This window comes from Methanothermobacter sp. K4 (assembly GCF_022014235.1).
In the GTDB taxonomy this organism is placed as follows: Archaea; Methanobacteriota; Methanobacteria; order Methanobacteriales; family Methanothermobacteraceae; genus Methanothermobacter.
Map to the genome: position 1 here is coordinate 492119 of NZ_JAKLTD010000001.1, position 22298 is coordinate 514416.

General features: G+C 49.5%; 24 protein-coding genes. 6 read left to right on the forward strand and 18 right to left on the reverse strand.

Annotated features, from left to right (window positions below; genetic code table 11):
• Nucleotides 1–2: 2 nt before the first annotated feature.
• The 6 genes from comD to L5462_RS02710 all read right to left on the reverse strand — a co-directional run bounded on the left by comD (nt 3) and on the right by L5462_RS02710 (nt 6508).
• A complete protein-coding gene (comD, locus tag L5462_RS02685; RefSeq protein WP_237779272.1) occupies nt 3–500 on the reverse strand; it encodes a sulfopyruvate decarboxylase subunit alpha in 498 nt (165 codons plus the stop codon).
• The gene (comC, locus tag L5462_RS02690; RefSeq protein ID WP_237779273.1) at nt 497–1522 is read right to left on the reverse strand and encodes an L-sulfolactate dehydrogenase; all 1026 of its coding nucleotides are present in this window, start codon (nt 1520–1522) and stop codon (nt 497–499) included. Before comC ends, comD begins: the two co-directional genes overlap by 4 nt.
• A gap of 10 nt (nt 1523–1532) precedes the next feature.
• A complete protein-coding gene (gene purM, locus L5462_RS02695; RefSeq protein WP_237779274.1) occupies nt 1533–2549 on the reverse strand; it encodes a phosphoribosylformylglycinamidine cyclo-ligase in 1017 nt (338 codons plus the stop codon).
• 46 nt (nt 2550–2595) lie between these two features.
• Nucleotides 2596–4506, reverse strand: a complete 1911-nt coding sequence (locus tag L5462_RS02700; RefSeq protein ID WP_237779275.1) for a beta-CASP ribonuclease aCPSF1 — start codon at nt 4504–4506, stop codon at nt 2596–2598.
• 72 nt (nt 4507–4578) lie between these two features.
• Entirely contained in the window at nt 4579–5211 is a 633-nt protein-coding gene (gene psmB / locus L5462_RS02705) for an archaeal proteasome endopeptidase complex subunit beta (protein ID WP_237779276.1), read from the reverse strand.
• A gap of 205 nt (nt 5212–5416) precedes the next feature.
• Nucleotides 5417–6508, reverse strand: a complete 1092-nt coding sequence (locus tag L5462_RS02710; RefSeq protein WP_237779277.1) for a formate--phosphoribosylaminoimidazolecarboxamide ligase — start codon at nt 6506–6508, stop codon at nt 5417–5419.
• A gap of 144 nt (nt 6509–6652) precedes the next feature.
• Here L5462_RS02710 and L5462_RS02715 point away from each other — a divergent pair, with 144 nt between their 5' ends.
• Nucleotides 6653–7378 carry a class I SAM-dependent methyltransferase family protein gene (locus L5462_RS02715; protein ID WP_237779278.1) on the forward strand — a complete coding sequence of 242 codons (726 nt, stop codon included), beginning with the start codon at nt 6653–6655 and terminating at the stop codon, nt 7376–7378.
• Between the two features lie 9 nt (nt 7379–7387).
• Complete coding sequence (locus tag L5462_RS02720) at nt 7388–7975, forward strand: DUF429 domain-containing protein (protein WP_237779279.1); 588 nt, start codon at nt 7388–7390, stop codon at nt 7973–7975.
• 28 nt (nt 7976–8003) lie between these two features.
• On the opposite strand, the gene cofG is transcribed toward L5462_RS02720, so the two are convergent.
• From cofG to L5462_RS02755, 7 genes are all read right to left on the reverse strand, one after another.
• Entirely contained in the window at nt 8004–9077 is a 1074-nt protein-coding gene (cofG, locus tag L5462_RS02725) for a 7,8-didemethyl-8-hydroxy-5-deazariboflavin synthase CofG (protein ID WP_237779280.1), read from the reverse strand.
• 21 nt (nt 9078–9098) lie between these two features.
• Nucleotides 9099–9536, reverse strand: coding sequence for a DUF2120 domain-containing protein (locus tag L5462_RS02730; RefSeq protein ID WP_237779495.1), 438 nt, complete (start codon nt 9534–9536; stop codon nt 9099–9101).
• 8 nt (nt 9537–9544) lie between these two features.
• A complete protein-coding gene (gene mptA / locus L5462_RS02735; RefSeq protein WP_237779281.1) occupies nt 9545–10501 on the reverse strand; it encodes a GTP cyclohydrolase MptA in 957 nt (318 codons plus the stop codon).
• A 332-nt stretch (nt 10502–10833) separates the two neighbouring features.
• Nucleotides 10834–11502 (reverse strand): DUF2100 domain-containing protein, encoded by a 669-nt coding sequence (locus L5462_RS02740; protein WP_237779282.1) that lies wholly within the window; start codon nt 11500–11502, stop codon nt 10834–10836.
• 12 nt (nt 11503–11514) lie between these two features.
• Nucleotides 11515–12510 (reverse strand): histone deacetylase family protein, encoded by a 996-nt coding sequence (locus L5462_RS02745; RefSeq protein ID WP_237779283.1) that lies wholly within the window; start codon nt 12508–12510, stop codon nt 11515–11517.
• 31 nt (nt 12511–12541) lie between these two features.
• Nucleotides 12542–13015 (reverse strand): Lrp/AsnC family transcriptional regulator, encoded by a 474-nt coding sequence (locus L5462_RS02750; protein ID WP_255772404.1) that lies wholly within the window; start codon nt 13013–13015, stop codon nt 12542–12544.
• Between the two features lie 154 nt (nt 13016–13169).
• Entirely contained in the window at nt 13170–13829 is a 660-nt protein-coding gene (locus L5462_RS02755) for a DUF4013 domain-containing protein (RefSeq protein WP_237779496.1), read from the reverse strand.
• Nucleotides 13830–13972: 143 nt separating this feature from the next.
• Here L5462_RS02755 and L5462_RS02760 point away from each other — a divergent pair, with 143 nt between their 5' ends.
• On the forward strand, nt 13973–14659 hold the full coding sequence (locus L5462_RS02760; protein WP_237779285.1) for a hypothetical protein: 687 nt from the start codon (nt 13973–13975) through the stop codon (nt 14657–14659).
• Between the two features lie 50 nt (nt 14660–14709).
• Here L5462_RS02760 and L5462_RS02765 read toward each other — a convergent pair whose 3' ends face one another.
• A complete protein-coding gene (locus L5462_RS02765) occupies nt 14710–15855 on the reverse strand; it encodes a tRNA (guanine(10)-N(2))-dimethyltransferase (protein ID WP_237779286.1) in 1146 nt (381 codons plus the stop codon).
• Nucleotides 15856–16103: 248 nt separating this feature from the next.
• Here L5462_RS02765 and L5462_RS02770 point away from each other — a divergent pair, with 248 nt between their 5' ends.
• On the forward strand, nt 16104–17003 hold the full coding sequence (locus L5462_RS02770; protein WP_237779287.1) for a CPBP family intramembrane glutamic endopeptidase: 900 nt from the start codon (nt 16104–16106) through the stop codon (nt 17001–17003).
• A gap of 130 nt (nt 17004–17133) precedes the next feature.
• A complete protein-coding gene (locus L5462_RS02775; protein WP_237779288.1) occupies nt 17134–18222 on the forward strand; it encodes a DegT/DnrJ/EryC1/StrS aminotransferase family protein in 1089 nt (362 codons plus the stop codon).
• 189 nt (nt 18223–18411) lie between these two features.
• Here L5462_RS02775 and L5462_RS02780 read toward each other — a convergent pair whose 3' ends face one another.
• On the reverse strand, nt 18412–18714 hold the full coding sequence (locus L5462_RS02780) for an MTH1187 family thiamine-binding protein (protein ID WP_237779289.1): 303 nt from the start codon (nt 18712–18714) through the stop codon (nt 18412–18414).
• A 39-nt stretch (nt 18715–18753) separates the two neighbouring features.
• Here L5462_RS02780 and L5462_RS02785 point away from each other — a divergent pair, with 39 nt between their 5' ends.
• A complete protein-coding gene (locus L5462_RS02785; RefSeq protein WP_237779290.1) occupies nt 18754–19599 on the forward strand; it encodes a TIGR00269 family protein in 846 nt (281 codons plus the stop codon).
• A 24-nt stretch (nt 19600–19623) separates the two neighbouring features.
• Here the strand turns inward: L5462_RS02785 and L5462_RS02790 are convergent, their stop codons facing one another.
• From L5462_RS02790 to L5462_RS02800, 3 genes are all read right to left on the reverse strand, one after another.
• The gene (locus L5462_RS02790; RefSeq protein WP_237779291.1) at nt 19624–21213 is read right to left on the reverse strand and encodes a GTPBP1 family GTP-binding protein; all 1590 of its coding nucleotides are present in this window, start codon (nt 21211–21213) and stop codon (nt 19624–19626) included.
• An 8-nt stretch (nt 21214–21221) separates the two neighbouring features.
• Nucleotides 21222–21437 carry a DUF1922 domain-containing protein gene (locus L5462_RS02795; RefSeq protein WP_237779292.1) on the reverse strand — a complete coding sequence of 72 codons (216 nt, stop codon included), beginning with the start codon at nt 21435–21437 and terminating at the stop codon, nt 21222–21224.
• A gap of 159 nt (nt 21438–21596) precedes the next feature.
• The gene (locus tag L5462_RS02800; RefSeq protein WP_237779497.1) at nt 21597–22289 is read right to left on the reverse strand and encodes a TraB/GumN family protein; all 693 of its coding nucleotides are present in this window, start codon (nt 22287–22289) and stop codon (nt 21597–21599) included.
• Between the last annotated feature and the right edge of the window lie 9 nt (nt 22290–22298).

Here is a 22298-nt window from a genome sequence, read left to right on the forward strand (position 1 = left end):
TATCACCAGTAGGCAACCTCAAGGAGGACAGCCACAGGGTGCCTCTTTTCAAGTGAAAGTTCTGTGAGTTCCACTATGGATTCCCTTGCCTCTGAGGGTGTTTCAGGGGTACTGTAGGGTATTTTGAGGATATCAAGTATATCCGCTGTGGCCCTTCCCATGGGGACCTGGGCCTCCATGAACTCGCCCCGGGTGCCCCTGTGACTTACAATCATGGTTATGGGTATATGGTAGAGGCTGTAGAGTGATGCGAGGACATTTACGGAGTTACCGAGACCAGAGTTCTGCATCAGCATGGCTGTGGTCTTTCCGGCCATGTAGGCGCCGGCTGCAACACCGAAGCCCTCCTCCTCACGTGTAACAGGCACGTGTCTGATTCCCGGGTCAGAGTCCACCATTTCAAGGACGAACCTGAGGTTCACACAGGGGACGCTGACCGCAAAGTCTATCCCCGCCTCCTTCATACCCTCGTAGACAGCCCTGCTGCTATCCAACTTCATAACCCCTTAATCTGGAGGTCCAGTCCAAGTTCATCTGATATTTCATTCAGCCTTTCAAGGAGTTTTTCATCCACTTCTATTCCCTCTTCACGCCCCCTTTTTATGTTCATGGCCTCGATGTCACCGGGTATGAGGACTTCACCGGATGATTTAACCTCCTCGATGAATTCATCAACGCTGGATTTGAATTCCTGGAGGTCGACCATCTTTGAGGGGTCTATGGCCATCATGAGGTCACCCTTGGTGCACATCTCCCGGGGGTTTGCGGTTCCCTGCACCGCAGCCCCAAAGGCCGCCCCCACAAGGGGACCTGCCAGGATCTCTATCATGAATGAAAGCGCATAACCCTTATGCCCACCGAAGGGGAGTATGGATCCCTTAAGGGCAAGTTCAGGGTCAGTTGTGGGGTTTCCATCGGCGTCCAGGGCTATGTTTTCGGGTATCCTCTCACCCTTCCTGGCGGCCTCCAGGAGTTTGCCCCTGGCAGATGCTGAGGTTGCCATGTCAACCGAGACATAGTGCCTGTTTGATGGGATTCCTATGGCAAGGGGGTTTGTTCCCAGTATTGGTATTTTGCCACCTATGGGTGCCACGGCGGGCTCCGTGTTTGCTATCACAACCCCTATCATGTCGTTCATGACCGCCATGTCTGAGTAGTATCCGGCGACACCGAAGTGGTTGGAGTCATGGACACCAACAAGCCCGACACCGGTATCCCTGGCCTTTTCAATTGCAAGTTCCATTGCCCTGCAGGCAACAAAGTGTCCGAACATGTGGTTACCGTTTATCAGGGCCGTTGAAGGGGTTTCCCTTTCAATGGTTATATCACCGTGGGGCTTTATTGTCCCGCAGCGCAGCTCCTCAACGTACTGGGGGAAACGGCCGATTCCATGTGAACTGAAACCCTTCAGGTCAGCGTCCAGCGTAACATCAGCCACCACATCTGAAACCTCTTCTGGAACATCCATGGTGTTGAGTATTTCCTTTATGATTCTAACTTCCTCTTCAGCACTTATCCTCATAAGAGTCCTCCTAAAGTTTTATTGATTCACCGGTGTAAGTTTTAAGGGCAACCTCAGCTTTCCTGGGTGTCACGTTACCGATATGGTGGGCGCCGTCATCAAGGACATCAAGGGCGTCGTCAAGGTCCCCCTGGCTGACAACAGCACAGAAACCCACACCCATATTGAAAACCCGGTACATCTCTGTTATATCAACTCCTGCTCCGTGGATGGTCCTGAATATCTCCTGTGGTTCTGGCAGGGAATCAAGATGGTATCCGGCGTCCCTGTTGAGCCTCTTGAGGTTTCCGAAGCCCCCTCCTGTTATGTGGGCAAGCCCATGGACACTCACCCCTGACTCAAGCAGCCTCATTACGGGATCCACGTAAATCCTTGTGGGTTCAAGGAGTTCCTCACCCACGGTTTTACTGGAGCCTGGCATTTCATCGTCCACTGATAGCTTCAGTTCATCAAAGAACACCTTCCGGGCAAGGCTCAGGCCGTTACTGTGTATACCGCTGCTTTCAAGGCCTATAACAGCGTCACCCTCCCTCACGTTCTCCCCGGTTATTATGCTGTCCACATCCACGAAACCGATCCCCGTGGCTGCAAGGTCAAGGTTTCTGATTATACCTGGAAGTGATGCTGTTTCACCACCTATTATGGCCACCTGTGCGATTTCAGCACCCCTTGCAAGGCCCTTACCTATCTCATCTGCAACGTCAGGGTCGGGTTCTTCAACGGCAAGGTAGTCCACGAGTGCGGCTGGCCTTGCGCCCACACAGAGTATATCGTTGACCACCATTGCGATGCAGTCAATTCCCACGGTGTCGTATCGGTTCATCATCTCAGCGACCAGTATCTTGCTACCGACACCGTCGGTACTCATGGCTATGGCCACATCACCCATCCTGACCAGGGCCGCGAAGTGGCCGGCCCCGCTTACAACGTCGCAGTATCTGAGTGTGTCCTTAAGCCGGGAGGTTAAACGTGATACGGTCAGCTCCTCCAGGTCTATGTCCACGCCGGATTCTGAATAGGTTACCATTCAATCACCACTAAAGAATAGTTTAAGGTCATCTAAATAGTTAGTCTCACTGTATACGCACCGTTTCAAGGTTCAGCGGCGTTTTTGTTTCGATGCGGTAAGTCCTGTAGATGCTGGATGCAAGGTCAAGGGTCTTGTAGTTATCACCATGACAGAGGAGTATCTTCTCAGGCTTGGGTGAGATTCTCTTCACGTATTCCATGAGCTGTCTTCTGTCTGAGTGACCGCTGAAACCCTCAATGGTCTTTATGTTCATCTTCACATTGTATACCCGCATCTTGTCCTCCTCATCCTTGAGGGGGATTTCCTTCCACCCCTTCTGGATCCTCCTACCAAGGGAGCCCTCGGCCTGGTAACCCACAAATACCAGGGAATTCTTTGGGTCCTCGCAGAGCCACTTGAAGTACTCCAGGGAGTTCCCGCCTGTAAGCATACCGGATGTTGAAAGGATTATTGAGGGCTCTCCCTCAACGATCTCCCTGCGCTCATCCATACCATTGACCTTATGGAAGATCTCTGAGATGAAGGGGTTGTGGCCCATGTGGAATATCTGGTCCCGGAGGTCCTTGCTGAGGTACTCGGGTCTTGCCGTGTGGATGGCGTTGGCCTCCCAGATCATACCGTCTATGTATACCGGAACCTCATCTATTATACCGGTCCTTATGTACTCCTCAAGGACTATCATAAGTTCCTGAGCCCTTCCAACCGCAAATACAGGTATGAGTATCTTACCACCCCTCTTAAGGGTGGAGTAGATTGTTTTCACAAGTTCCTTCTCTGCCCGTGTCCTTGGCGGCTGCACGTCCTCGTGTCCCCCATAGGTGCTCTCCATCACAAGGGTTTCGATTCGCGGGAACCTGCTGGCTGCTGGTTCAAGGAGTCTGCTCTGTTCATACTTGAAGTCCCCGGTGTAGACCATGTTGTGCTGGCCGTCGCCTATGTGGAGGTGGGCCATTGCTGATCCCAGGATGTGACCTGCATTGTGGAGTGTCAGCCGTATATCAGGTGCGATGTCGGTCACCTCACCGTAATCCAGGGTTATGGTATGTTTGACGCTCTTCTTCACGTGTTTAACGTTGAATGGAAGGGGTTCATCCTCCCTGTGGGCTATGTCTATGTGGTCAAGCTGCAGGAGCGTCATGAGGTCCCTGGTTGGGGCTGTGCAGTACACGGGCCCATCGTATCCGTAATGGTAGAGATAGGGCAGGAATCCTGAATGGTCAAGGTGTGCATGGGTTATTATTACCGCGTCAAGGCTGTCCAGTGTGAATTCAGGAACATTGAGGTAGGGGTAGGAGTTTCTGTCATCCCCGCCGGCAACGTTCACACCACAGTCAAGGAGTACCCGGCTGTTGGGGGTCTGGAGGTAGAGGCAGGATCTCCCCACTTCCCTGAAGCCACCCATGGCTGTAAGGCGGGCCCAGTCGTTCTCATATTTTGGTTTCTGGTGTATTCTATTTCCAAGCTGCTGCAGAATCTTCTTTCTTTCCTTACTGTTTTTCCTGAGGGTTCTGCGTATCCTTTCTATTATCTCAGAGGATATTGGTGGGGTTCTCAGTATCTTGGGGGCCCATCCAGTGTTCTTAACTATCTCCCTGGATGTTGACCCGTACTTACCTATGACGAGCCCTGGTTTTCTTGCCTCGATGATGACCTCGCAGGTGACATCGTCAAAGGATATGTTGGTTATCTTCGCCTCATCGGGTACTATCTCATGGATCCTCCTTATGGTCTCCTCAGGGTCCATGAGGACCGACCGGTCGGACCTTATTATTATCCTCTTGCGTATGTCCTTTGCAATGTCCCTTATGAGGTTACCGTTCTCGGTTATTATCTCGGGGTTCTTGGTGTAAATGACGACCTCGGGTCCCTCAAATTCCACCTTTGCAACCTGGACCCTCTCAGGAAGTCTCTGCATTATTGTCCTTTTGATTTCTTCAAGCATCTCTGAAACCATAAGATCACTTCAAAAAACAGGGGATCAACAGTAAACAGAATGTTTACTGCAGATTAAAAAACAGGAAAAAAATCAGTTGAGGTCTTCAATCCTTTTCTTGATTTCCTCTTGGCTGAGCATCCTGAAGCCCTCATCCTCTGTGACAGTCGCCACAAGGATGCCGTTGCCTGAATAGGTGTCCCTCTCCATGGCTGACTTTATGGCCCTTATGGCGATGTCAACCGCCTCATCAACATAGAGTTCATCGGTGTACCTGTCCTCGAGCACACCGTAGGCCACAGGTGAACCTGAACCTGTTGATACAAATTTGTCGGGTATCATCCCCCCTGAGGGGTCAAGGGAGTATATCTTCGCACCTGTTTCATCAACACCACCGAGGAGTGTCTGGACAATGAATGGGTAGAAACGTGATGAGTGAAGTATGTTGGCTGCAAGTGCAGCTGCAGCTTCTATGCTTATTCTTTCTGAGTTTCTCATGCGGTAAAGGGCGGCCTCTGCCTTGAGGTATTTCATGAGGCTCTGTGCATCTGCAACTGAGCCCGCGATTGTGGCTGCTATGTGTTCATCTATTTTAAAGATCTTGTCTGTGGCCTTGTGGGCTATGAGGTTACCCATACTGGCCCTTCTCTCTGTGGCAAAAACAACTCCATCTTTGCATGTTATGCCAACAGTTGTGGTGCCTTTCAGCGTTTTTTCATCTTTCATAAATACACCTCAATAAAAATAATAAAAAACCAGCTCCAGTTCTTAATTGTGTTTTATGATGTAAGTGGCTGTCCATAGGACATAAAAGTTCTGTACCTATATAAATTGGAGGTCCTTATTAAACTTTGCGATTTTTTTATAATAAAATAAGGTTAAAGGGGTTATCATTTCAGGATTTTCCGGATCCAGAATAAAGTTGTGGGGGCTATGTTATGATTTCAGCTAGGCGGTCTGTCTCTGATGCCACCTTTATCTCCCTTGCAACACGGCGCCCCATGCTCATCCCCTCTCCATGGAGGAGGTAACTGTAGGTGGATCCATGCATGAAGGTATTTGTTCCCCCATCTGTACGCGCACTCATCTCGAATGTAACGATTTCGAGGTTATCTGTGCACATGGTCTGAAGGCAGAATGGACCGTTCATACCAGGGGGCACGATCTTACTGGCCGCCTCAACCATACGGTCGCCCATATCAAATGCTTGTGGAAGCAGTGATTCCCTCATTGCAACGGGATGGTTACCTGTTATAACATATGATGGGTCCAGTTTTATCTCAAGCTGGTCCCTTGCAGGGATCCTCACAAGGCCGTCGGTGTTTGACTCGAAGCGGCTGTCCATACCCATGAGCTCCACTTCATCGTTCATGATTGAGTAGAAGTAGTGGATACAGAAGTTTGTACCTGATACATACTCTTCAATGTGGGCATCATCAACATCGTCCTCGGTTATCCATCCCCTCTCAATCATTGAATCGATCTTATCATTGAACTCCTCTGTACTGGACGCCACAAAGTATCCCCGGCCGCCCCTGGCCCCTGGGAACTTTACCATCACCGGCCTGTCTATCTCAGCGGGGTCAGTGTACTTGAGGGGTATCCTTATACCAGCCTCCTTCATGAGCTTCCTCTCAAGGTCGCGTTCGGATTCCCATCTCAGGATATCCCTGTTACCGAACATGGGAACATAGAAGTCGTTTTCTATGTGGTCAAGGCCTGCATAGGCCACGAATGATCCGTGGGGGACTATTATACTGTTCATGGATCTTAATCTGTCCTGAACATCTTCATTTACAATGTCACTGAATTTATCAACAATTATGAATTCATCTGCAACCCTGAACCGCTGGTATGGTACCTCCCGGCCCTTTTCACATACCACGGCGGTTCTGAAACCCTCCTGTTTTGCACCGTTTAGTATGTGAAGTGATGTGTGGCTGCCAAGGGTTGCAACTGTTATGTCTTCCCTGCTGTATCCATCAAGGATGCTGAGTATCTCATCACGGTTTACCTTACTCATAAAAAAACCCCTCAAATTTATATATAAAGGGTTGGATTTCATGCTAGTTATCCTTTTTGCCTTCAACAGAAGCCATTAAATACTTGGATGAAGAAGAACATTTATGGATTTATTTTTCAGAAAGCCCTCCATAGCAGTGAAAACATGAAATGGGTGAGGATAGGGGACATCATAGTTCTAAACAGGGATGTTGAGGACCCTGAAAGATTCCTTGAAATACCTGGAGTGAGGGGTGTTCTCCTTGTTGAGGAGATAAGTGGACCTATGAGGAAGCCCCGCGTAAGGGTCCTTGCAGGTGAATGCACCGAGACCATACACAGGGAAAACGGCTGCCTTTTCAGGATAGACCCTTCCAGGGTCATGTGGTCAAGGGGTAACATAAATGAGAGGGCCAGAATACCCGGAGTTGTGGAGGACGGTGAAACCGTTGTTGACATGTTCGCAGGCATAGGCTACTTCTCGATACCGGTGGCGGTCCACTCAACCCCAGGGAGGGTCCACTCCATAGAGATAAACCCTGACTCTTTTGAATTCCTTAAATCCAATATAGAACTCAACAGGGTTGAGGGGGTCGTGAAACCACACCTGGGTGACTGCCGTTTCATAGCCCCTGAACTGGACGCTGATCGGGTCATAATGGGTTATGTTGGAACCACCCACCACTTCCTTGAAGCTGCAATGGAATGCGTCAATGAGGGGGGCGTTTTACACTACCATGAAACGGTTCCAGAGAATATAATGTTTTCAAGGCCCCTTAAAAGGATTGAAAGGGCTGCCCATCCGCGAAGGGTATCTGTTCTTGACAGGCATGTTATAAAGAAGTACTCGCCGGGGGTCTGGCATGTTGTCCTTGATGTACGGGTCCACTGAGGGGTAGCGGTGTCTTTTGCAGGCGTTGATCTGGCGGCATCTGATAGGAATGAGACAGGCGTGGCCATAATAAATGAGGGGAGAGTGAAGGTGTTCAGTGTGTTCTCATTTGATGAGATAATTGATGCAGTGAAATCCGCTGATACAGTGGCGGTTGACGCACCACTCTCACTTCCCAGAGGGCGCTGCTGCCTCAGGAATGACTGCAGCTGCAGCCGTCATGGCCACTTCAGAAGGGCGGACCTTGAGATCAGGAGGTATGGCAGTGTTCTGCCATTAACCTGGAGGGGGATGCGGGAGCTCACCATGAGGGGTATCAGGATAAGGGAGGCACTTGCGTCCCATGGAGTGGATGTTATTGAGACACACCCAAGGACAGCAGAGAGGATGATGAAAAATGCAGAGCTGCAGATGGAACTGGACTCTCATGCATCCGCCATGAGCATACACCAGAGGGACGCCCTTACAGCTGCACTGGTCGCCCTCCTCTATTCAGAGGGAAATTTCACTGAACTCGGGGATCCATCTGAGGGGACCATAATACTCCCAAAGGTTGAAGAACCACAATCTAAAAACAGTTCGAGAAACCAGCCTTGATTGGACCATAAATTCTCAGATACGGGTATCATACAAGGAATTCAGGGTAAAGCCTTTCTATCGTCTCAATGACCTGTGAGCTCAGGAAATCAGGGGTGATGAACTTCCTGTAAACAGGTAGCCTCTCCCTCAGAGTGAATCCTGCGGACTCTGTGAGCCTTCTGAGTTCATCTATCTCTGGCCAGGGGGCCTCCGGGTTCACGTAGTCCCTGCTCAGTGGCGAAACACCACCCCAGTCATCTGCACCCGCAAGCAGGAAGATCTCACCTGTTTCCCTGTTGAGGTTTGGGGGTACCTGTATGCTCACATCAGGAAAGAGGAGCTTGGCCACTGCAACAATCCTCACCATCTCAAGGAGTGAGGGCTCCGGCTGATGCTCCATGGGGATTCCTGGCTTTGCCCGGAAGTTCTGGATTATTATCTCCTGCAGGTGACCGTACCTGTCCTGTATACGCCTGAGCTCAAGGAGTGATTTGGCCCGCTCCTCCACTGTCTCACCTATACCTATGAGTATCCCTGTGGTGAAAGGTATTCTGAGTCTCCCGGCATCCTCTATCATCCTTATTCTCAAGGCAGGATCCTTGCCGGGGCTCTCACGGTGCGCATCTTCTTTCATCAGGCGGGGACTTGCAGACTCAAGCATGAGGCCCATGGACGCGTTCACATCCCTGAGCCTCCTGAGATCCCTGTAGTCAAGCACGCCCATATTTGTGTGTGGCAGGAGACCAAGGTCCAGTGTGGAGCTGCAGAGGTGATGGGCGTAGTCAACCATATCACTGAATCCAAGTTCTTCGAGTTTCTCCATCACCTCAGGAAATTCATGTGCATTCTCGCCGAAGGTGAATAGGGCCTCTGTGCACCCAAGATCCCTGGCCCTCCTGACCTCCATCAGGACATCCTCAGGGGGGATGAGTGGGGGGTCAGGGGAGTCTGATCTGAAAGTGCAGTAGCCACAGCGGTTTCGGCAGGCCCTTGTGAGGGGTATGAAGACATTCCTTGAGTAGGTCACCTCGCCTGGCTCACAGACACGCTTCATGAGGTCCAGTGTTTCAGGGCCATCAGCAAGAAGAAGTTCCAGGATCTCTTCCTTTCCAAGAACCATGTAAGCACCGCTAAAATAGGTTTAATCTGAAATATCAGAGACAACAACCTCAACAAAGCAGGGTCCCACACCACTTCGGTCCCTGTAGAGAACAACAAAGAGCCCTGTATCCTCTGTTATGCAGAGCCTGTAATCCACGCTGAAGTTCATCTCCTCAAGGGCCTCCTTGAGTCTGTGTATACCTCCAAGATCGGTTTCTGTCCCGACCTCAACACATGACCTTATCTGCTCATCCATAACACCAATTAGGGCTGTGCCCTCCTCGGATATGAGCTCCAGTTCCTCTGCACCCAGCTTCTCTATAAGCCCATCAAGTTCCCTACCCATGTCCTCAATGTTCATCCTCTTTCTTGACATGCCCCTTACTATGAGTATCTCCTTTGAGTCAAGGGCTGGTCTTGAGCCCTCAAAAGCTTCAAAGTAACCCATGATCTCCCCGGCTATCCTGTGCAGTTTCATCAAGGTTATCACTCCTCTGATCCGTTAAGTTCCTCTATCTCGTATCTGAGTTCCCCCATTGTTGCAACCTTCTCAGCGAAGGCGTTGTGTCTGTGTATGCTCTCCTCGTTTATCTGCCTTACGGTGACTATTGTGTCGTCGGGGAGGTGGGGGTACTCACTGACTATCCTGTGCACCATGTTACGAACGCAGTCCTCAACGAACATGGGATTCTCATGGGCACCCACAACAACGGCATTTTCATCTGGCCTCTTCAGGAGTTCATAGACAGGTGAACTCATGGAGTCCTCTATTATGTTTATGAGGTTCTCAGCCCTTATTGTCTGGTCCTCAGGGACCTCTATCATTATCATGCCGCGCCCCCTCTGGTTGTGGGAGGCGAAGGATACACATTCAAGAACCCTTTCAGCTGTTTCGGGATCCAGAAATTCCAGGAGCTTCTGGCGGGATGTTTCCTTAACTGATTCCTGTGCACAGGGGCACACGGTCATCCCCACCACCTCTGCCCCTATCATCTTGCGTATAACTATACCTTCATCGTCCCTGTACCCGATGGCGTCTGCCATGATCTTTGTCATCTCCTGACTCTTCTTACCGGTGACAGGGGATTTTTTCATGAACATGAAGTCGCTCTTCATGCTCACCTCGGCTCTGCGGGCGTACCTGTGCTTTTTGAGGAGTTCATTGACTATCTCTGCGCAGAGAGATTCCAGTTCAAGAGCGTTGTTCTCAACAACCTCCTCGAGGACGTCACTTATGGCCTCGGGGTTCCTTGACATGTGGATCCCCCTCTGTTTGCTCGGGAGATCTACAAAGGCATCGAATGTTGGAAGAAGTATTATGGGTCTTCTACCCTCTCTTTCTATCTTCAGAAGCTTCTTAACACCTGTAACACCCACCCTTGTAAGGTGAACGGGGATGCTAGGAATCTTGTCCTGTGTATCTGGAAAACAAACTAAACCCAAATTTTACACCCCATAATAGTAATGGTTACCTAGGTTTTAAGTATAGTATGAAAACTTTGCTTATATACTTGTCCAGTGATTATGAGTCCCACGAAACAGAATGTTACACCGATGTCCCTGAACAAATTCATTAATAGTCCTAATATTGCCTATCTCCCATGAAACAGAATGTTACACTGATGTCCCGGTGTAAGTGGGGATTGTTCCTTTGATGGGATTTCAGTCGGATCTTTCTGACACGTTGAAATCATGGAGTGTACTGGAACTGGGTCATGCTGTGACTGAAGGCATCATTTTGCCATAAAAAGATATCCCGGGCACAATCACCCACTCTATGAGAGGAGCTTCAGTATCTCTTCAGGGCTGAGGTCCCTGATATTCTCATCCAGCCTCATACCGGCACCATAAAGTTCTTCAGCCCTTGATGCGAGTAGTCTGGTGCTTTTATCAGGCTCCCCGATAACTAGGATGTCCTCAAGGCCTTCAAGCTTCCTTTCAATGTCATTCTTAAGGTGTTCTATCTTCTTCTTTATACCCTTAAGGGCACCATCAGGGATCCTGGGGTTTATCTTCTTCATATCATCCACTGAGAGGGGTACACCTGCAACCAGAATATTCCCCGGCTCAACACCGGCCTTAACAAGGAGCTTTTTGATTGAGGAATTGTTCACGATGATCAGTTTCCCCTTCGAAGCTTCCTTTATCATTTCAGATGGATCCTCACGTTCAATGACACCGAAGTCTGCAAGAATGCTGTCAATGGCCTCCCTCGCAGCCATGAGACTCCGGCAGAAATCGTATGCATCATCCCCGGTGAGCTCATGGGATGGCAGGCTCAGGTATATATGGTCCTCGGCTTCAATGAGTTCCATCATGGCCTCCTGAAATTTTCTGGTGTCTATGACACCATCCTGGGGGTCCCTGAACCTGGATTCCCTTCTGATATTCGAGCATGATTTTCTTATAAGCTTCTCTGCCTGTTCAAATCTGATTTTTTCCATCTTCTGACCCTCTCAGAAATTGAAGAATGGTGAAAACACGTCACTAATCTCACTGAAGATTTCAGCCACAGCCGGTGACCTCTCATATTCAACCTTAACACTGGAGCCCTCAAGGCCCCCAATGAATGAGACGTTTGAAGTTCCAAGGGCCTGGAGGTTATAACCCCCCTCAAGCACAGCTGTGCATGGCAGCCCTGTTTCATGGATGAACCAGCCCATCCATGAGAAGAACTCCTCATCCACCCTCATATCTGCCAGTGGGTCCAGCCTGTGGGCGTCGAACCCTGCAGATACGAATAACATATCTGCCCTGAATTCACTGAGTACCTGGGGGAGCACCTCGGAGAGTATCCAGATATAGTCGCTGTTTCCTGAACCACGGGGCATGGGGATGTTGAGGTTGAAGCCCTCACCCCCACCTTCCCCTGTCTCCCCAATGAATCCTGTCCCCGGGAAGAGTGTCCTGGGGTCCTGATGCACCGATACATACATGACCTTCGGGTCGGTGTAGAAGATGCTTGATGTCCCGTTCCCGTGATGAACATCAAAGTCGATCACAGCCGCCCTTGAAATCCCGAGGTTCCTGCGGCTGTGCTCGATGGCTATGGCGATGTTGTTAAATATGCAGAAACCCATGGACCTGTCATAGGTGGCATGGTGACCGGGGGGCCTTGCAACGGAGTATCCCCATCCACCCTTCAGCGCCTCCTCAGCCGCGACCATGGCACCACCTGCGGCGAGCCTCGCCACACTGAAACTCTCGGGTGTCATGTAGGTGTCATAGTCCAGCCATCCACCACCTCTACCTGAGAACACCTCGAGGTACTCCACATGGACGCTGCTGTGGGTCATCAGGATATCATGGATACCCGCCATCCTTGGTTCCATGAACTTCAGCTGAAGCCCTGAGGACTTGAGGGCATCAATGATTGCAGCTGTCCTCCCCTTGTTCTCAACATGGCCCTCATTGTTGTGGAGGTCATAGGTGCTGGAGTATATAATAATCATGGTTAGATTTTTGATGCCGGGGAATAAATAATTAATCGCCTATCATCTTTGTGGAGGTCATGTCCTCCTTCACTATGTTGAGGACTGTCTGGGTGTAGGTCCTCTGAACGTCACCCTCACTCAACAAACCCTTGATGAAGCTGTCAAGCTCAGCGGTGTCCCGAAACTTTCCTATGAGTATGGCGTCGAATTCCCCTGTAACGTCGTAGACTGCAAGGACGTTTTTATGGTAGGCTGTGCGTGTCTCCCAGTTCCTTAGAACTCCACCTTTGACCTTAACGCCTATTATGGCTGTGAGTTTGTATCCAAGCTTTGAGTGGTCTATCACTGGCACGAATTTCTTTATAACGCCCTTCTTGACCAGCTTCTCAACACGGTTGTGCACAGTGCCCACCGAGACATCAAGTATCCTCGAGATGTTCCTGTAGGACATGCGTCCATCCTCATTTAGGAGGTCTATTATTTTCCTGTCAATATCATCGATTTTGACTAGATCATCATCCATTGGAATCACCACTAAACAATGTATACCTATGGAAGTTATATTATAAACTTTTTTAAATTATGGTGTTTTAGAAGAAGTTATTAACTTTTATAGATAGGAGGTATTCCCTTATAAATGTTTAGCTGAAACAGGAAAAAGTAAGAAAAGGGTTAATCTATTCGTAGGCGTACCTGAGTGCAAGTGCCCTGTTCCAGAAGAGCTGGATGTAGGGGTATATTATGAGCACTGCTATGAGGGTACCGATGATGGGTATTGAATTCAGGAGGCCTGCAATGAATGCAATAACAGCTGCGATGAGACCGACAACGATGTACCAGATGATATAGTCGATCCATCCGATCTGGGAGATCACATCCAGTATTTCACTGAACCTGAATGCTGCTCCAAGTTCACTGTCATTGTAGGCCATGTGTGCTATTGCGATGGTCTCTATGAGCCCAAGGATTATTGCAAGTATCACACCGATTATCACAGTACCTCCAAGGAGACCTGTGAAGGCTGTGGGGTCTGTGATAGCACCGCTTGGTGAAATCATTGCCAGGGATCCGAAAGTACCTGCAAATATTATTATCAGTGGAACTATCATATATGCTATCTGGACAACGAAGACCTTTAATCCATCAACGAACATTTCACCCCATTCATCAAATTCAGGGAGCTCATCAAAACCCGCTATTGAGGCCTTGAGGGCCCTGAAGCCGTATCCCATGACAAGGAAGATGGGTATTATGACAACACTGGCTATTATCAGGACACCAAGTATTATGACTTTCTTCCAGTCACTGGAGGGATACCTTATGGCATCGTTTACAATTTCTCACCTATATCCAATTTTCACACCTCCGCGGATTCCCGCAGCTAAAACTATATAAATGATTATATATAAAACTGCCTAATCTGTTTAGGGGAAGATATAAATCGCTGCACAGTTAATAATACAATAGAACGGGTGAATGGATGAGGAAGGGGATACTGGTCATTGCTTTGCTGGTGATCGTCGGGGGCTACTTTTACTTTACATCCACTTCAGGAGATTTTGAACCGCTGGGAAGACTCGGGTTCGTTAAAATCGCAAACCCCGACATGTACCCTGGTCATATACACTCAAAGTTACTTGCAGATTATGCCCGGGAAAGGGGATCAAATTGCATCCTGGTGGTCCACTATGGGGGAAGCTCCAATTACCGCTGCTACATGGAGGGTGATGTATACATCCTTGAACTCGCATACGTCGAAAAGAAGCAGTACACACCGGGCATTGACTGGAATGAGGTCTGGGAGGAGGGTATATATGGCGTCCCGGACGACAAGTGGACCTACCGTTCAGATGGTAAGGAATTTGATACCCTGGATGAGGCGCTGGATTATATAAAGGAGAGGGCTGCGGAGCACGGGCAGGTGGGCCCCATACCAATGGTGTATCATGGGACAGTGAGGGAGGGGGATATTTTCATAAATCAGGGCTGCGGTTTCCCCCTATACTACAAGATCGCAAGGGAAGAGTATGGGCCCATAGCAGCATACTACTATGTTATCAGGGGAATAATCTTCCCTTACCTCAACAACCCATACCGGAACTTTGAAATCAAGAATGCGAGGACCCTCCAGTACTACTACGCCCACAACATGCTGAACTATGAATGAGAATAGGGGGTTTCTGGTTGTGGTGGCACATGGAGTTGAATGGTAACAGACTATTGATGGGAACCGTGGAGGTCCATTATGACCTCCTCAATCTTCCTGATAGTTGCATCTGTTTTTATTCCGGTTGGCCTTATATGGGTCCTTGAAACCCTGAAGCCTGCCTCCTCAAGACCACCCATAACATCCATCAGTGGGGGGGCGCTCACACCCAGCTTGCTGCAGACCTCATGGACATCATAGAATCCAGGCGGCATTCCCACCTCCCCCACACAGGTTTTGAGCAGTTTCAGGACATCCTCTGATCTGTTGAGGGTTTTATTTTTAGCTTCAGCCATCATGGACCCGATAAATTTTTCATCATGCAGTTCTCCGACCCAGAGGGGTCCAGCAGCATCCATTTTACCCCCGCAGACGGGGCACTTCCTGTCTTCAGGCACACCCCTCACATGTTCATGGTGAAGGCAGCTGAAGCAGTGGAGCATGTACCCAATGTTTTTGAGGGCTTCATCGGCCCTACCAGCACCCCTCCTCACATGGGCATAGATCCTCATGTAGTGCTGGCTGCTGTGTGAGAGAAGGAATGAGGCACCCTTACTGTACCTTGCAAGGTTCATTGCAGTGAAACCTGCAAGTATCCTCAGCCCGGTCTCATGGCAGTACTCTGTTTTGAGGGGCCTTGCTGAGTACTTCCTGAGGCAGGGTTTTATGTAGGTTCCGCAGAGACCCGAGGTGTCTGTGGCGGTAACAGCGAGGAGTGACCTGTTCCTGGAGGATGCCGCCGCAGAGTCCATGAATGGTGCGGGGGTCCCGAAGGGGTCCACGTCGATAACATCAAAGCGGCCAGGGTTCCCTCTGAGGAAGATAGCAGCATCCTCCCTGCTGACAATGGGGGATACAGAATTCAGCTTGGAGTTATGCTCTATGCATTCAACTGCAAGGGGGTTTATATCATTTGCAGCGGCCTCAGATACACCATCAACCTCCACGAGGTACCTTATGGCCCTTATACCGCTTCCTGAGAATGTATCAGCAACACTTATATCCCTATCAAGTATCCGCTGAAAGGCCTGAACCGCAAGCACCGACACATCCCTGTTGAACTCCATCACAGGGTTATAGAAGACAGGGGCCCTGGATGAGACCTTAGTGAAATCCGGGACCTCAACTGTGACTGAACCCTCATTTATGGTTATCATAGTAACACTTCCTTACCTATAAACACGTTAATAGAATCCACAGTTATAGTTCGAAACTTACATCCAATAAATGAAATTCGATTAACATCCATATTGTTATAATCTAGTAGCAGCCCAATAAAAAACGCAGTGACATACTAATGATCGCATCCAACCTCGAGACCCACATCAATATATTTATTAGTGCCGGATGATTTACTGATTACTGTGATACTCAGAGGGGATTTAGTAAGAGGGCCGGTGACTCAATGAGGAATTTTCTGGACAAGGTCTACACTGGAAGAAATGAGGCGTGGCGTTATATACTGACGGTGCTTCTTAGCTTCGTGGTGTCCAATGTGGGTGCCGGTTTTCTCATGGGGTTATTCCTGCTGGCTATCCTCATAATCACAGGTAGAATGGATGCAATTGATGGCATCCCGGGCTTCAGCTGGCCAGCTTTACTCATCATGGTGGCGGTGGCCTTTTCCACCTCAATGTTCTTTCTCTATGTTGGATTGAAGTTCATCCACAAACGTGATTTCATATCAGCCATTAACTCCAGGGGTCGTGTTGACTGGAGAAGGATCCTCAGGGGAGGAGTGGTCTGGTTTATTATCGTCGGCGTTCTTGATGCAATCTCGGTTATCATGGATCCATCCTCTGTCAGATTTAAATTCACGCCAGAATTCTGGCTGCTCCTGATCCTTGCATTAGCTGCATTTCCTGTGCAGGCTTCCTTTGAGGAGATATTCTTCAGGGGATACCTCATGCAGGGGATGTGGATGATCCTTAAAAGGCCCCTACCATTGATGATCCTGAATTCACTTGTATTCTCAGTCCTGCACTGGTGGAATGGCACAACCTTTACAATGAGCCTATCAATCACAGCAAGTACATTCATAATTGGACTGGTACTTGCACTCATAACACTCACAGATGATGGTGTGGAACTCGCCATGGGGGTGCATATTGCAAACAACCTCTATGTCAGTGTTATACACAGCTCCCCGGATGCCGGCCTCGGAAACCTTCCCTCCCTCATGGTTAGTCCATCAGATCCCTACACCTCTCCACTGGCACTGATCCTGGCATCGGCTCTTCTTCTGGCCATACTCTTCAGGGGACGCTATGGGGACGTGCTGAGTGTTTTGAGATACCGTGGATGAGGATTAATCAACTGAATCAGGGTAACTGGGGGCTTGGGTTATCACCCTTTGACTGATTGCCGGTTAGGGTATCACTTTTTAAGTTCCAGTGAGAAACTAATAACCCAGTAACTCTTACTCAGGTGTTCACATGATACCGGTTGCTACTCCCATAATCGATGAAGAGGAAATAGAGGAAGTCGTGAAGGTACTTAAATCGGGATTCATTGCCCAGGGACCGCGGGTGGCTGAATTCGAGGAGAAGTTTGCATCCTACGTGGGTACGGAACACGCGGTTGCAACAAGTTCAGGGACAACAGCCCTACACCTCTCCCTCCTGGCCGCGGGCATTGGAAGGGGGGACCAGGTTATAACAACACCATTCAGCTTCGCTGCAACGGCAAACGCAGCCCTATACGTTGGTGCTGAGCCTGTATTTGCAGACATAGACCCCGAAACATACAACATAGATCCTGAGGGGATCCAAGAACTCATAACACCCAGCACAAGGGCAATAATACCCGTACACCTCTACGGGCAGCCCGCCGATATGGACCCCATCATGGACCTGGCTGCTGACCATGACCTCCTGGTGATTGAGGATGCTGCCCAGGCCCATGGTGCAGAGTATCATGGAAGGATGGTGGGTTCCATGGGGGATGCCGCATGCTTCAGCTTCTACCCAACAAAGAACATCACAACAGGTGAGGGCGGGATTATAACAACTGATAATGAGGAAATTGCAGATATGGCACGGATTCTAAGGGCCCACGGGGAGACAGAGCGCTACAACCACACCCACCTCGGCTACAACTTCAGGATGACAGATATTGCCGCGGCCATCGGTATAGCCCAGCTCGAAAAACTTGACGCCTTCAATAGAAGGAGAATCAAAAATGCGGAGTACCTCACAGCCAACCTGGAGGACCTTGAGGGGGTATCAACACCCCATGTTGCAGGGGGGGTTAAACACGTCTTCCACCAGTACACCCTGAGGGTTCCTGGTTCAAGGGACAGGCTCATGGAATTCCTCAACGGGAGGGGTATAGGTACGGGGATTCACTACCCTAAACCCATCTACAGGCAGGAACTCTACAGGAGGATGGGCTTCGATGCCAGCTGTCCGGTCAGTGAAAAGGCTGCACAGGAGGTCCTATCGCTACCGGTACACCCGGCCCTCACTGATGAGGACCTTGAAAGGATTGTGGATTCTGTCAGGGATTTCTTCGGGCAGAACTAACATTCTTTTTTGTAAATCCTCTCAGGTGCAGTGTGGTGTTGAAGACTTAGCATTAATTCTATTTTTTACATTCAACGTCAATGAGGATTATTTAAAGAATAAAAGGTACTGGAACAGTTAAGGTTTAAAAATCAAACTATGGATAACAGGTAAGGGAGTTCCAGCTGACCTAAGTCTGTATTAACACTCTCACTGGAGCTTTCTCTTTACAGATTCAACCTTATCACTGAGCCCCCTGTCGGTGTCCCTTCTATCATCGATTTTGATGGTTGTGTAAACCCTCTCTGATCCTGCCTCAAGGACGGCCTCGTGGGCCGCCTTAACAGCCTCAAGGAGTTCATCCAGGTCTCTGGCCTCGACAAGTGTCCCCATACCTGAAATCTCATACCTCACATTCATCCTCTCAAGGGCACTGACTGCAGCAGCCACGTAGCCACTGAGTGAGGTGCTGCCTGTACCGAGAGGTATTATGGTGAGTTCTGCGGTTATCATGGTGAATATATATGTCGGCTGTTTTATATATACGGTTCCATGGATATTCAGGAATTCAACCGGAGAATCATGGCCAGAATAAGGGGTCTGGTGGAATCACATAAACTTGTAGAGATGGGAGAACACGTTGCAGTGGCACTCTCAGGCGGCAAGGACAGTGTGCTGACACTCCATGCGCTCGCAGATTTAAGGGAAGAACTGGATTTTGAACTCACAGCCATAACGGTTGATGAGGGCATAGAGGGCTACAGGGAGGAGGGGGTTCTCGCAGCAAGGGAAAACGCCCGTATAAGGGGAGTTGAACTCATAGAGAAATCTTTCAGGGATGAATTCAACTTTGAACTTGATGATGTTCTGGAAGGGTTCAGGAGCCCATGTATACCCTGCGGTGTCTTCAGGCGCTGGATACTCAACAGGACAGCCAGGGAAATAGGGGCGTCAAAGATTGCAACTGGCCACAACATGGACGACGAGGTTCAATCGTTCATCATGAGCCTTGCAAGGGGGGATGTGAGGAAGTTCTCCAAGTTCGGCCCTAAACTTCAGAGGATACACCCTGCGATGGTACCAAGGATAAAGCCCCTCTGGAGCACACCTGAGAGGGATGTCAGGCTCTGGGCTGAACTCAATGATGTGAAATTCCACAGTGAATCCTGTCCCTACTCCAGCAGATCAATGAGGGCAGGGATAAGGAATTTCCTTAACAGGATAGAATCTGAAAACCCCGCTATAAAGGAGAGGATAATGAAATCATTCACTGTCACATTCGAACCGCTTGTGGAGGATGAGGGGGTTGGTGGCTGTTCGGTCTGTGGCGAGCCAGCCTCTGGTAGCAAATGTAAGGCCTGTGAGTTTCTTGAAATTATAGAAGGAGCGGATCATTAGACAGAGGCTTTTTTAAGAAACTGTTTATTCCAGGATCCTGGTAACCGAGCCGATACCCTTGCTTCGTCCCTCACGGAAGATTATCTTCTGACCCTCCCTCACATGGTGGGGTCTGTACTTGAACCTCATCCTCACCCTGCCTCTGTCACCGGCTGACATGAACTCTGCATCAAGGGGTTCCAGTATGGTGGTCTCTGCTATTGTTTCAATATGGGTTACGCTCTCATACCCGGCCTTTATGGTTGTGGGATGCACCAGTATGGCCACCTCGGCCTCAAACTCCCTGACGGCCTCAGGTTCATAGTCAGGATGGGCCAGTATCATACCCCTCTCTATTTCATCGGCGGATGCCCCTGAGATGGATATTCCAACTATATGCCCTGGCTCTGCACAGCCTATACGGTAGTGGTGCATCTCAATGGATTTAACGGTGACCTCACGGAATTTCCCGGTATTCATGGGGCCAAGAAGCAGTGTATCCCCTTTCCTGACAAGGCCCTGCTGGATGGTTCCACTGACAACGGTTCCAACGCCCCTGATGGTGTATATCTTGTCTATATACATTAGGAATGGCTTCTCATCCCCGTTGACGTCACGCTTAACATCCAGGTTGAGGAAGAGTTCATCCAGGACTTCGAGGCCCTCCCCTGTGACAGAGGATGTCTCTATTATGGGTACTATGTGCTGGTTCATCTTGCCTGCTATCTCACGTGCAGATTCCCTTCCGCTCACATGGAAGGGTATCCTACCAACCAGTTTAAGTAGTTCAGATATCTTCTCCCGCACGGCCCTCCTCTGGGGGGGTGTGGCCATATCGGTTTTTGTGAGCACAACGATCACGGGGAGTTCCATTGCAATCATTATACCCAGGTGCTCCCTTGTTATGTGTGTTGGACCCTCATCCGAGGCAACGGTGAGGAGGCCATAGTCCAGGTTCTGCCCCACGATTCCCCTTATGGTTGTCCTGAGCCATGGCTCATGTCCGACGGTATCAACGAAGGATATTACCCTGTCGGCCTCATCCATGAGCCCTGATTTCTCCCTCCTGTCAAGGGGATTCTTGAGTCTTATGACCCTTCCATTCCTGAAGCCATATATGGCGAAGGATAGATCCGCTGATAGGCCCCTTTCTATCTCGTGTTTCTGGACGTCAAGGAATATCCTTGTCTTACCGCTTCCATCATCTGGTGTTCCTGTTGTGAGCGTACCGAGGAGTGTGCTCTTTCCATGGTCAACGTGGCCGGCGACACCTATGAGGAGGTGTTCCCTTCCTGTTTTCTGTTTCCTTGAGATTATCACCTCGGCGACCCTGCCGTGGGTTCCCTCATGGAGGTTAACCTCCTCCACAATGGCATCTATCTCCTGACTCAGTTTTCTGAGGACCTCAACTGACTCCCTGAGTTCCTCATCGGGGAGCCCAACAGGTTCCCCGCTGTCCTCCACACCAAGGAGGTATACGGCCCTTCCATCACCTCTCTCCATACGGTACTTCATCTGGGAGATCAGGCTCTTCTTCCGGTCCATCTTCAGATGATACCCTGGTGAGAGTGCCTTCTTGAATTCTATGTTCCTCCTCTCACCGGGTAATGTGAATGATCGGATATCTTCTATCATATCTCGTTCTATTCCCTTTTAACTGGATTTGTGAAATGGCAGGCGCCATACCTTTCTTCCTGGAGTTTTCTCACGATTTCCGCAGCTTCCTCGAAGCTACCGGCCTTTCCAAATATGCGCCTTGTTTTAATCTTCAGAGTTCTTCCACAGACGCATTTCCTGGTATCTGCACCCTTCTTTGAGTAGAGGGCCCTTCCACAGTCACATCTGAATATGACGTACATTGCATATCACACTGCTCTTTCCACAGTAAATATTTATTGGACCGGTATTTAATGAATATTTTTCCCCTATCATGCCATTACTCTGAATGATGTCTTGTAATATTGTTGGGAGCTTGTGGGGGTGGCCGGGACGTTACCCTGAATGATATCATCGGATATTCAAATGAGTTCTTCAAGTGGTGGAAGTTCATGCGGGTTCCTGAGGTAGTGCTCTATCCCCCTCCTGTGACCTGCGCCCACAACGGCAACAACGCGGTCCTCCTCAATGGATAGGAGCCTGTGGGCCATGAATGCATCCCTCTCCTCAACAAGCACACGGTATGCTGAGGGAGAGATTCCCTGAAATTCCCCCATAACCTCCATAAGGGTGTCGTCACTTTTGAGGCTCTCAATATCCCTCGCATCCTCCCCCCCAATTAAGGATCTCATGATTGCAAGGAAGAACCTCAGCTTTTCCCGCCGGTTCATGGAACTGATCGCCCGCTGCATTGTCACACCTATGTCACGGTCAATGAGGGCCACCCCCGCACCAACCTCATGGGCGGCATCTATCGCTGCAAGCATTTCACTGCCTGGCTTAACACCTATATCCTCACCGATCTTCCTCTGGAAATAGGTTAAGAACCAGCCTGCAAGGATGACACCAATGTTTCCACTTCGGAGGGCATCCATAAGGGAGGGTTCATCCCTTTTGATCCCCATTTTTTCATCCATGAGCCTCCTGTACCTCCCCGGGTCCAGTTCCACTGCAACAACGTCCGGTTTCATCTCAAGTATGGTTCTTCTCACCTCGTCAACACTTTCTCCAGATACATGTGCGGTACCTATTATCTTCAGCTCCTCCAGATTCATGTCCACTGC

Coding starts and splice junctions, on each gene's coding strand:
- comD (WP_237779272.1), bottom strand. CDS start 500: ATGAAGTTGGATAGCAGCAGGGCTGTCTACGAGGGTATGAAGGAGGCG.
- comC (WP_237779273.1), bottom strand. CDS start 1,522: ATGAGGATAAGTGCTGAAGAGGAAGTTAGAATCATAAAGGAAATACTC.
- purM (WP_237779274.1), bottom strand. CDS start 2,549: ATGGTAACCTATTCAGAATCCGGCGTGGACATAGACCTGGAGGAGCTG.
- L5462_RS02700 (WP_237779275.1), bottom strand. CDS start 4,506: ATGGTTTCAGAGATGCTTGAAGAAATCAAAAGGACAATAATGCAGAGA.
- psmB (WP_237779276.1), bottom strand. CDS start 5,211: ATGAAAGATGAAAAAACGCTGAAAGGCACCACAACTGTTGGCATAACA.
- L5462_RS02710 (WP_237779277.1), bottom strand. CDS start 6,508: ATGAGTAAGGTAAACCGTGATGAGATACTCAGCATCCTTGATGGATAC.
- L5462_RS02715 (WP_237779278.1), top strand. CDS start 6,653: ATGAAATGGGTGAGGATAGGGGACATCATAGTTCTAAACAGGGATGTT.
- cofG (WP_237779280.1), bottom strand. CDS start 9,077: ATGGTTCTTGGAAAGGAAGAGATCCTGGAACTTCTTCTTGCTGATGGC.
- L5462_RS02730 (WP_237779495.1), bottom strand. CDS start 9,536: ATGAAACTGCACAGGATAGCCGGGGAGATCATGGGTTACTTTGAAGCT.
- L5462_RS02740 (WP_237779282.1), bottom strand. CDS start 11,502: ATGGAAAAAATCAGATTTGAACAGGCAGAGAAGCTTATAAGAAAATCA.
- L5462_RS02745 (WP_237779283.1), bottom strand. CDS start 12,510: ATGATTATTATATACTCCAGCACCTATGACCTCCACAACAATGAGGGC.
- L5462_RS02750 (WP_255772404.1), bottom strand. CDS start 13,015: ATGGATGATGATCTAGTCAAAATCGATGATATTGACAGGAAAATAATA.
- L5462_RS02760 (WP_237779285.1), top strand. CDS start 13,973: ATGAGGAAGGGGATACTGGTCATTGCTTTGCTGGTGATCGTCGGGGGC.
- L5462_RS02765 (WP_237779286.1), bottom strand. CDS start 15,855: ATGATAACCATAAATGAGGGTTCAGTCACAGTTGAGGTCCCGGATTTC.
- L5462_RS02770 (WP_237779287.1), top strand. CDS start 16,104: ATGAGGAATTTTCTGGACAAGGTCTACACTGGAAGAAATGAGGCGTGG.
- L5462_RS02775 (WP_237779288.1), top strand. CDS start 17,134: ATGATACCGGTTGCTACTCCCATAATCGATGAAGAGGAAATAGAGGAA.
- L5462_RS02780 (WP_237779289.1), bottom strand. CDS start 18,714: ATGATAACCGCAGAACTCACCATAATACCTCTCGGTACAGGCAGCACC.
- L5462_RS02785 (WP_237779290.1), top strand. CDS start 18,754: ATGGATATTCAGGAATTCAACCGGAGAATCATGGCCAGAATAAGGGGT.
- L5462_RS02790 (WP_237779291.1), bottom strand. CDS start 21,213: ATGATAGAAGATATCCGATCATTCACATTACCCGGTGAGAGGAGGAAC.
- L5462_RS02795 (WP_237779292.1), bottom strand. CDS start 21,437: ATGTACGTCATATTCAGATGTGACTGTGGAAGGGCCCTCTACTCAAAG.
- L5462_RS02800 (WP_237779497.1), bottom strand. CDS start 22,289: ATGAATCTGGAGGAGCTGAAGATAATAGGTACCGCACATGTATCTGGA.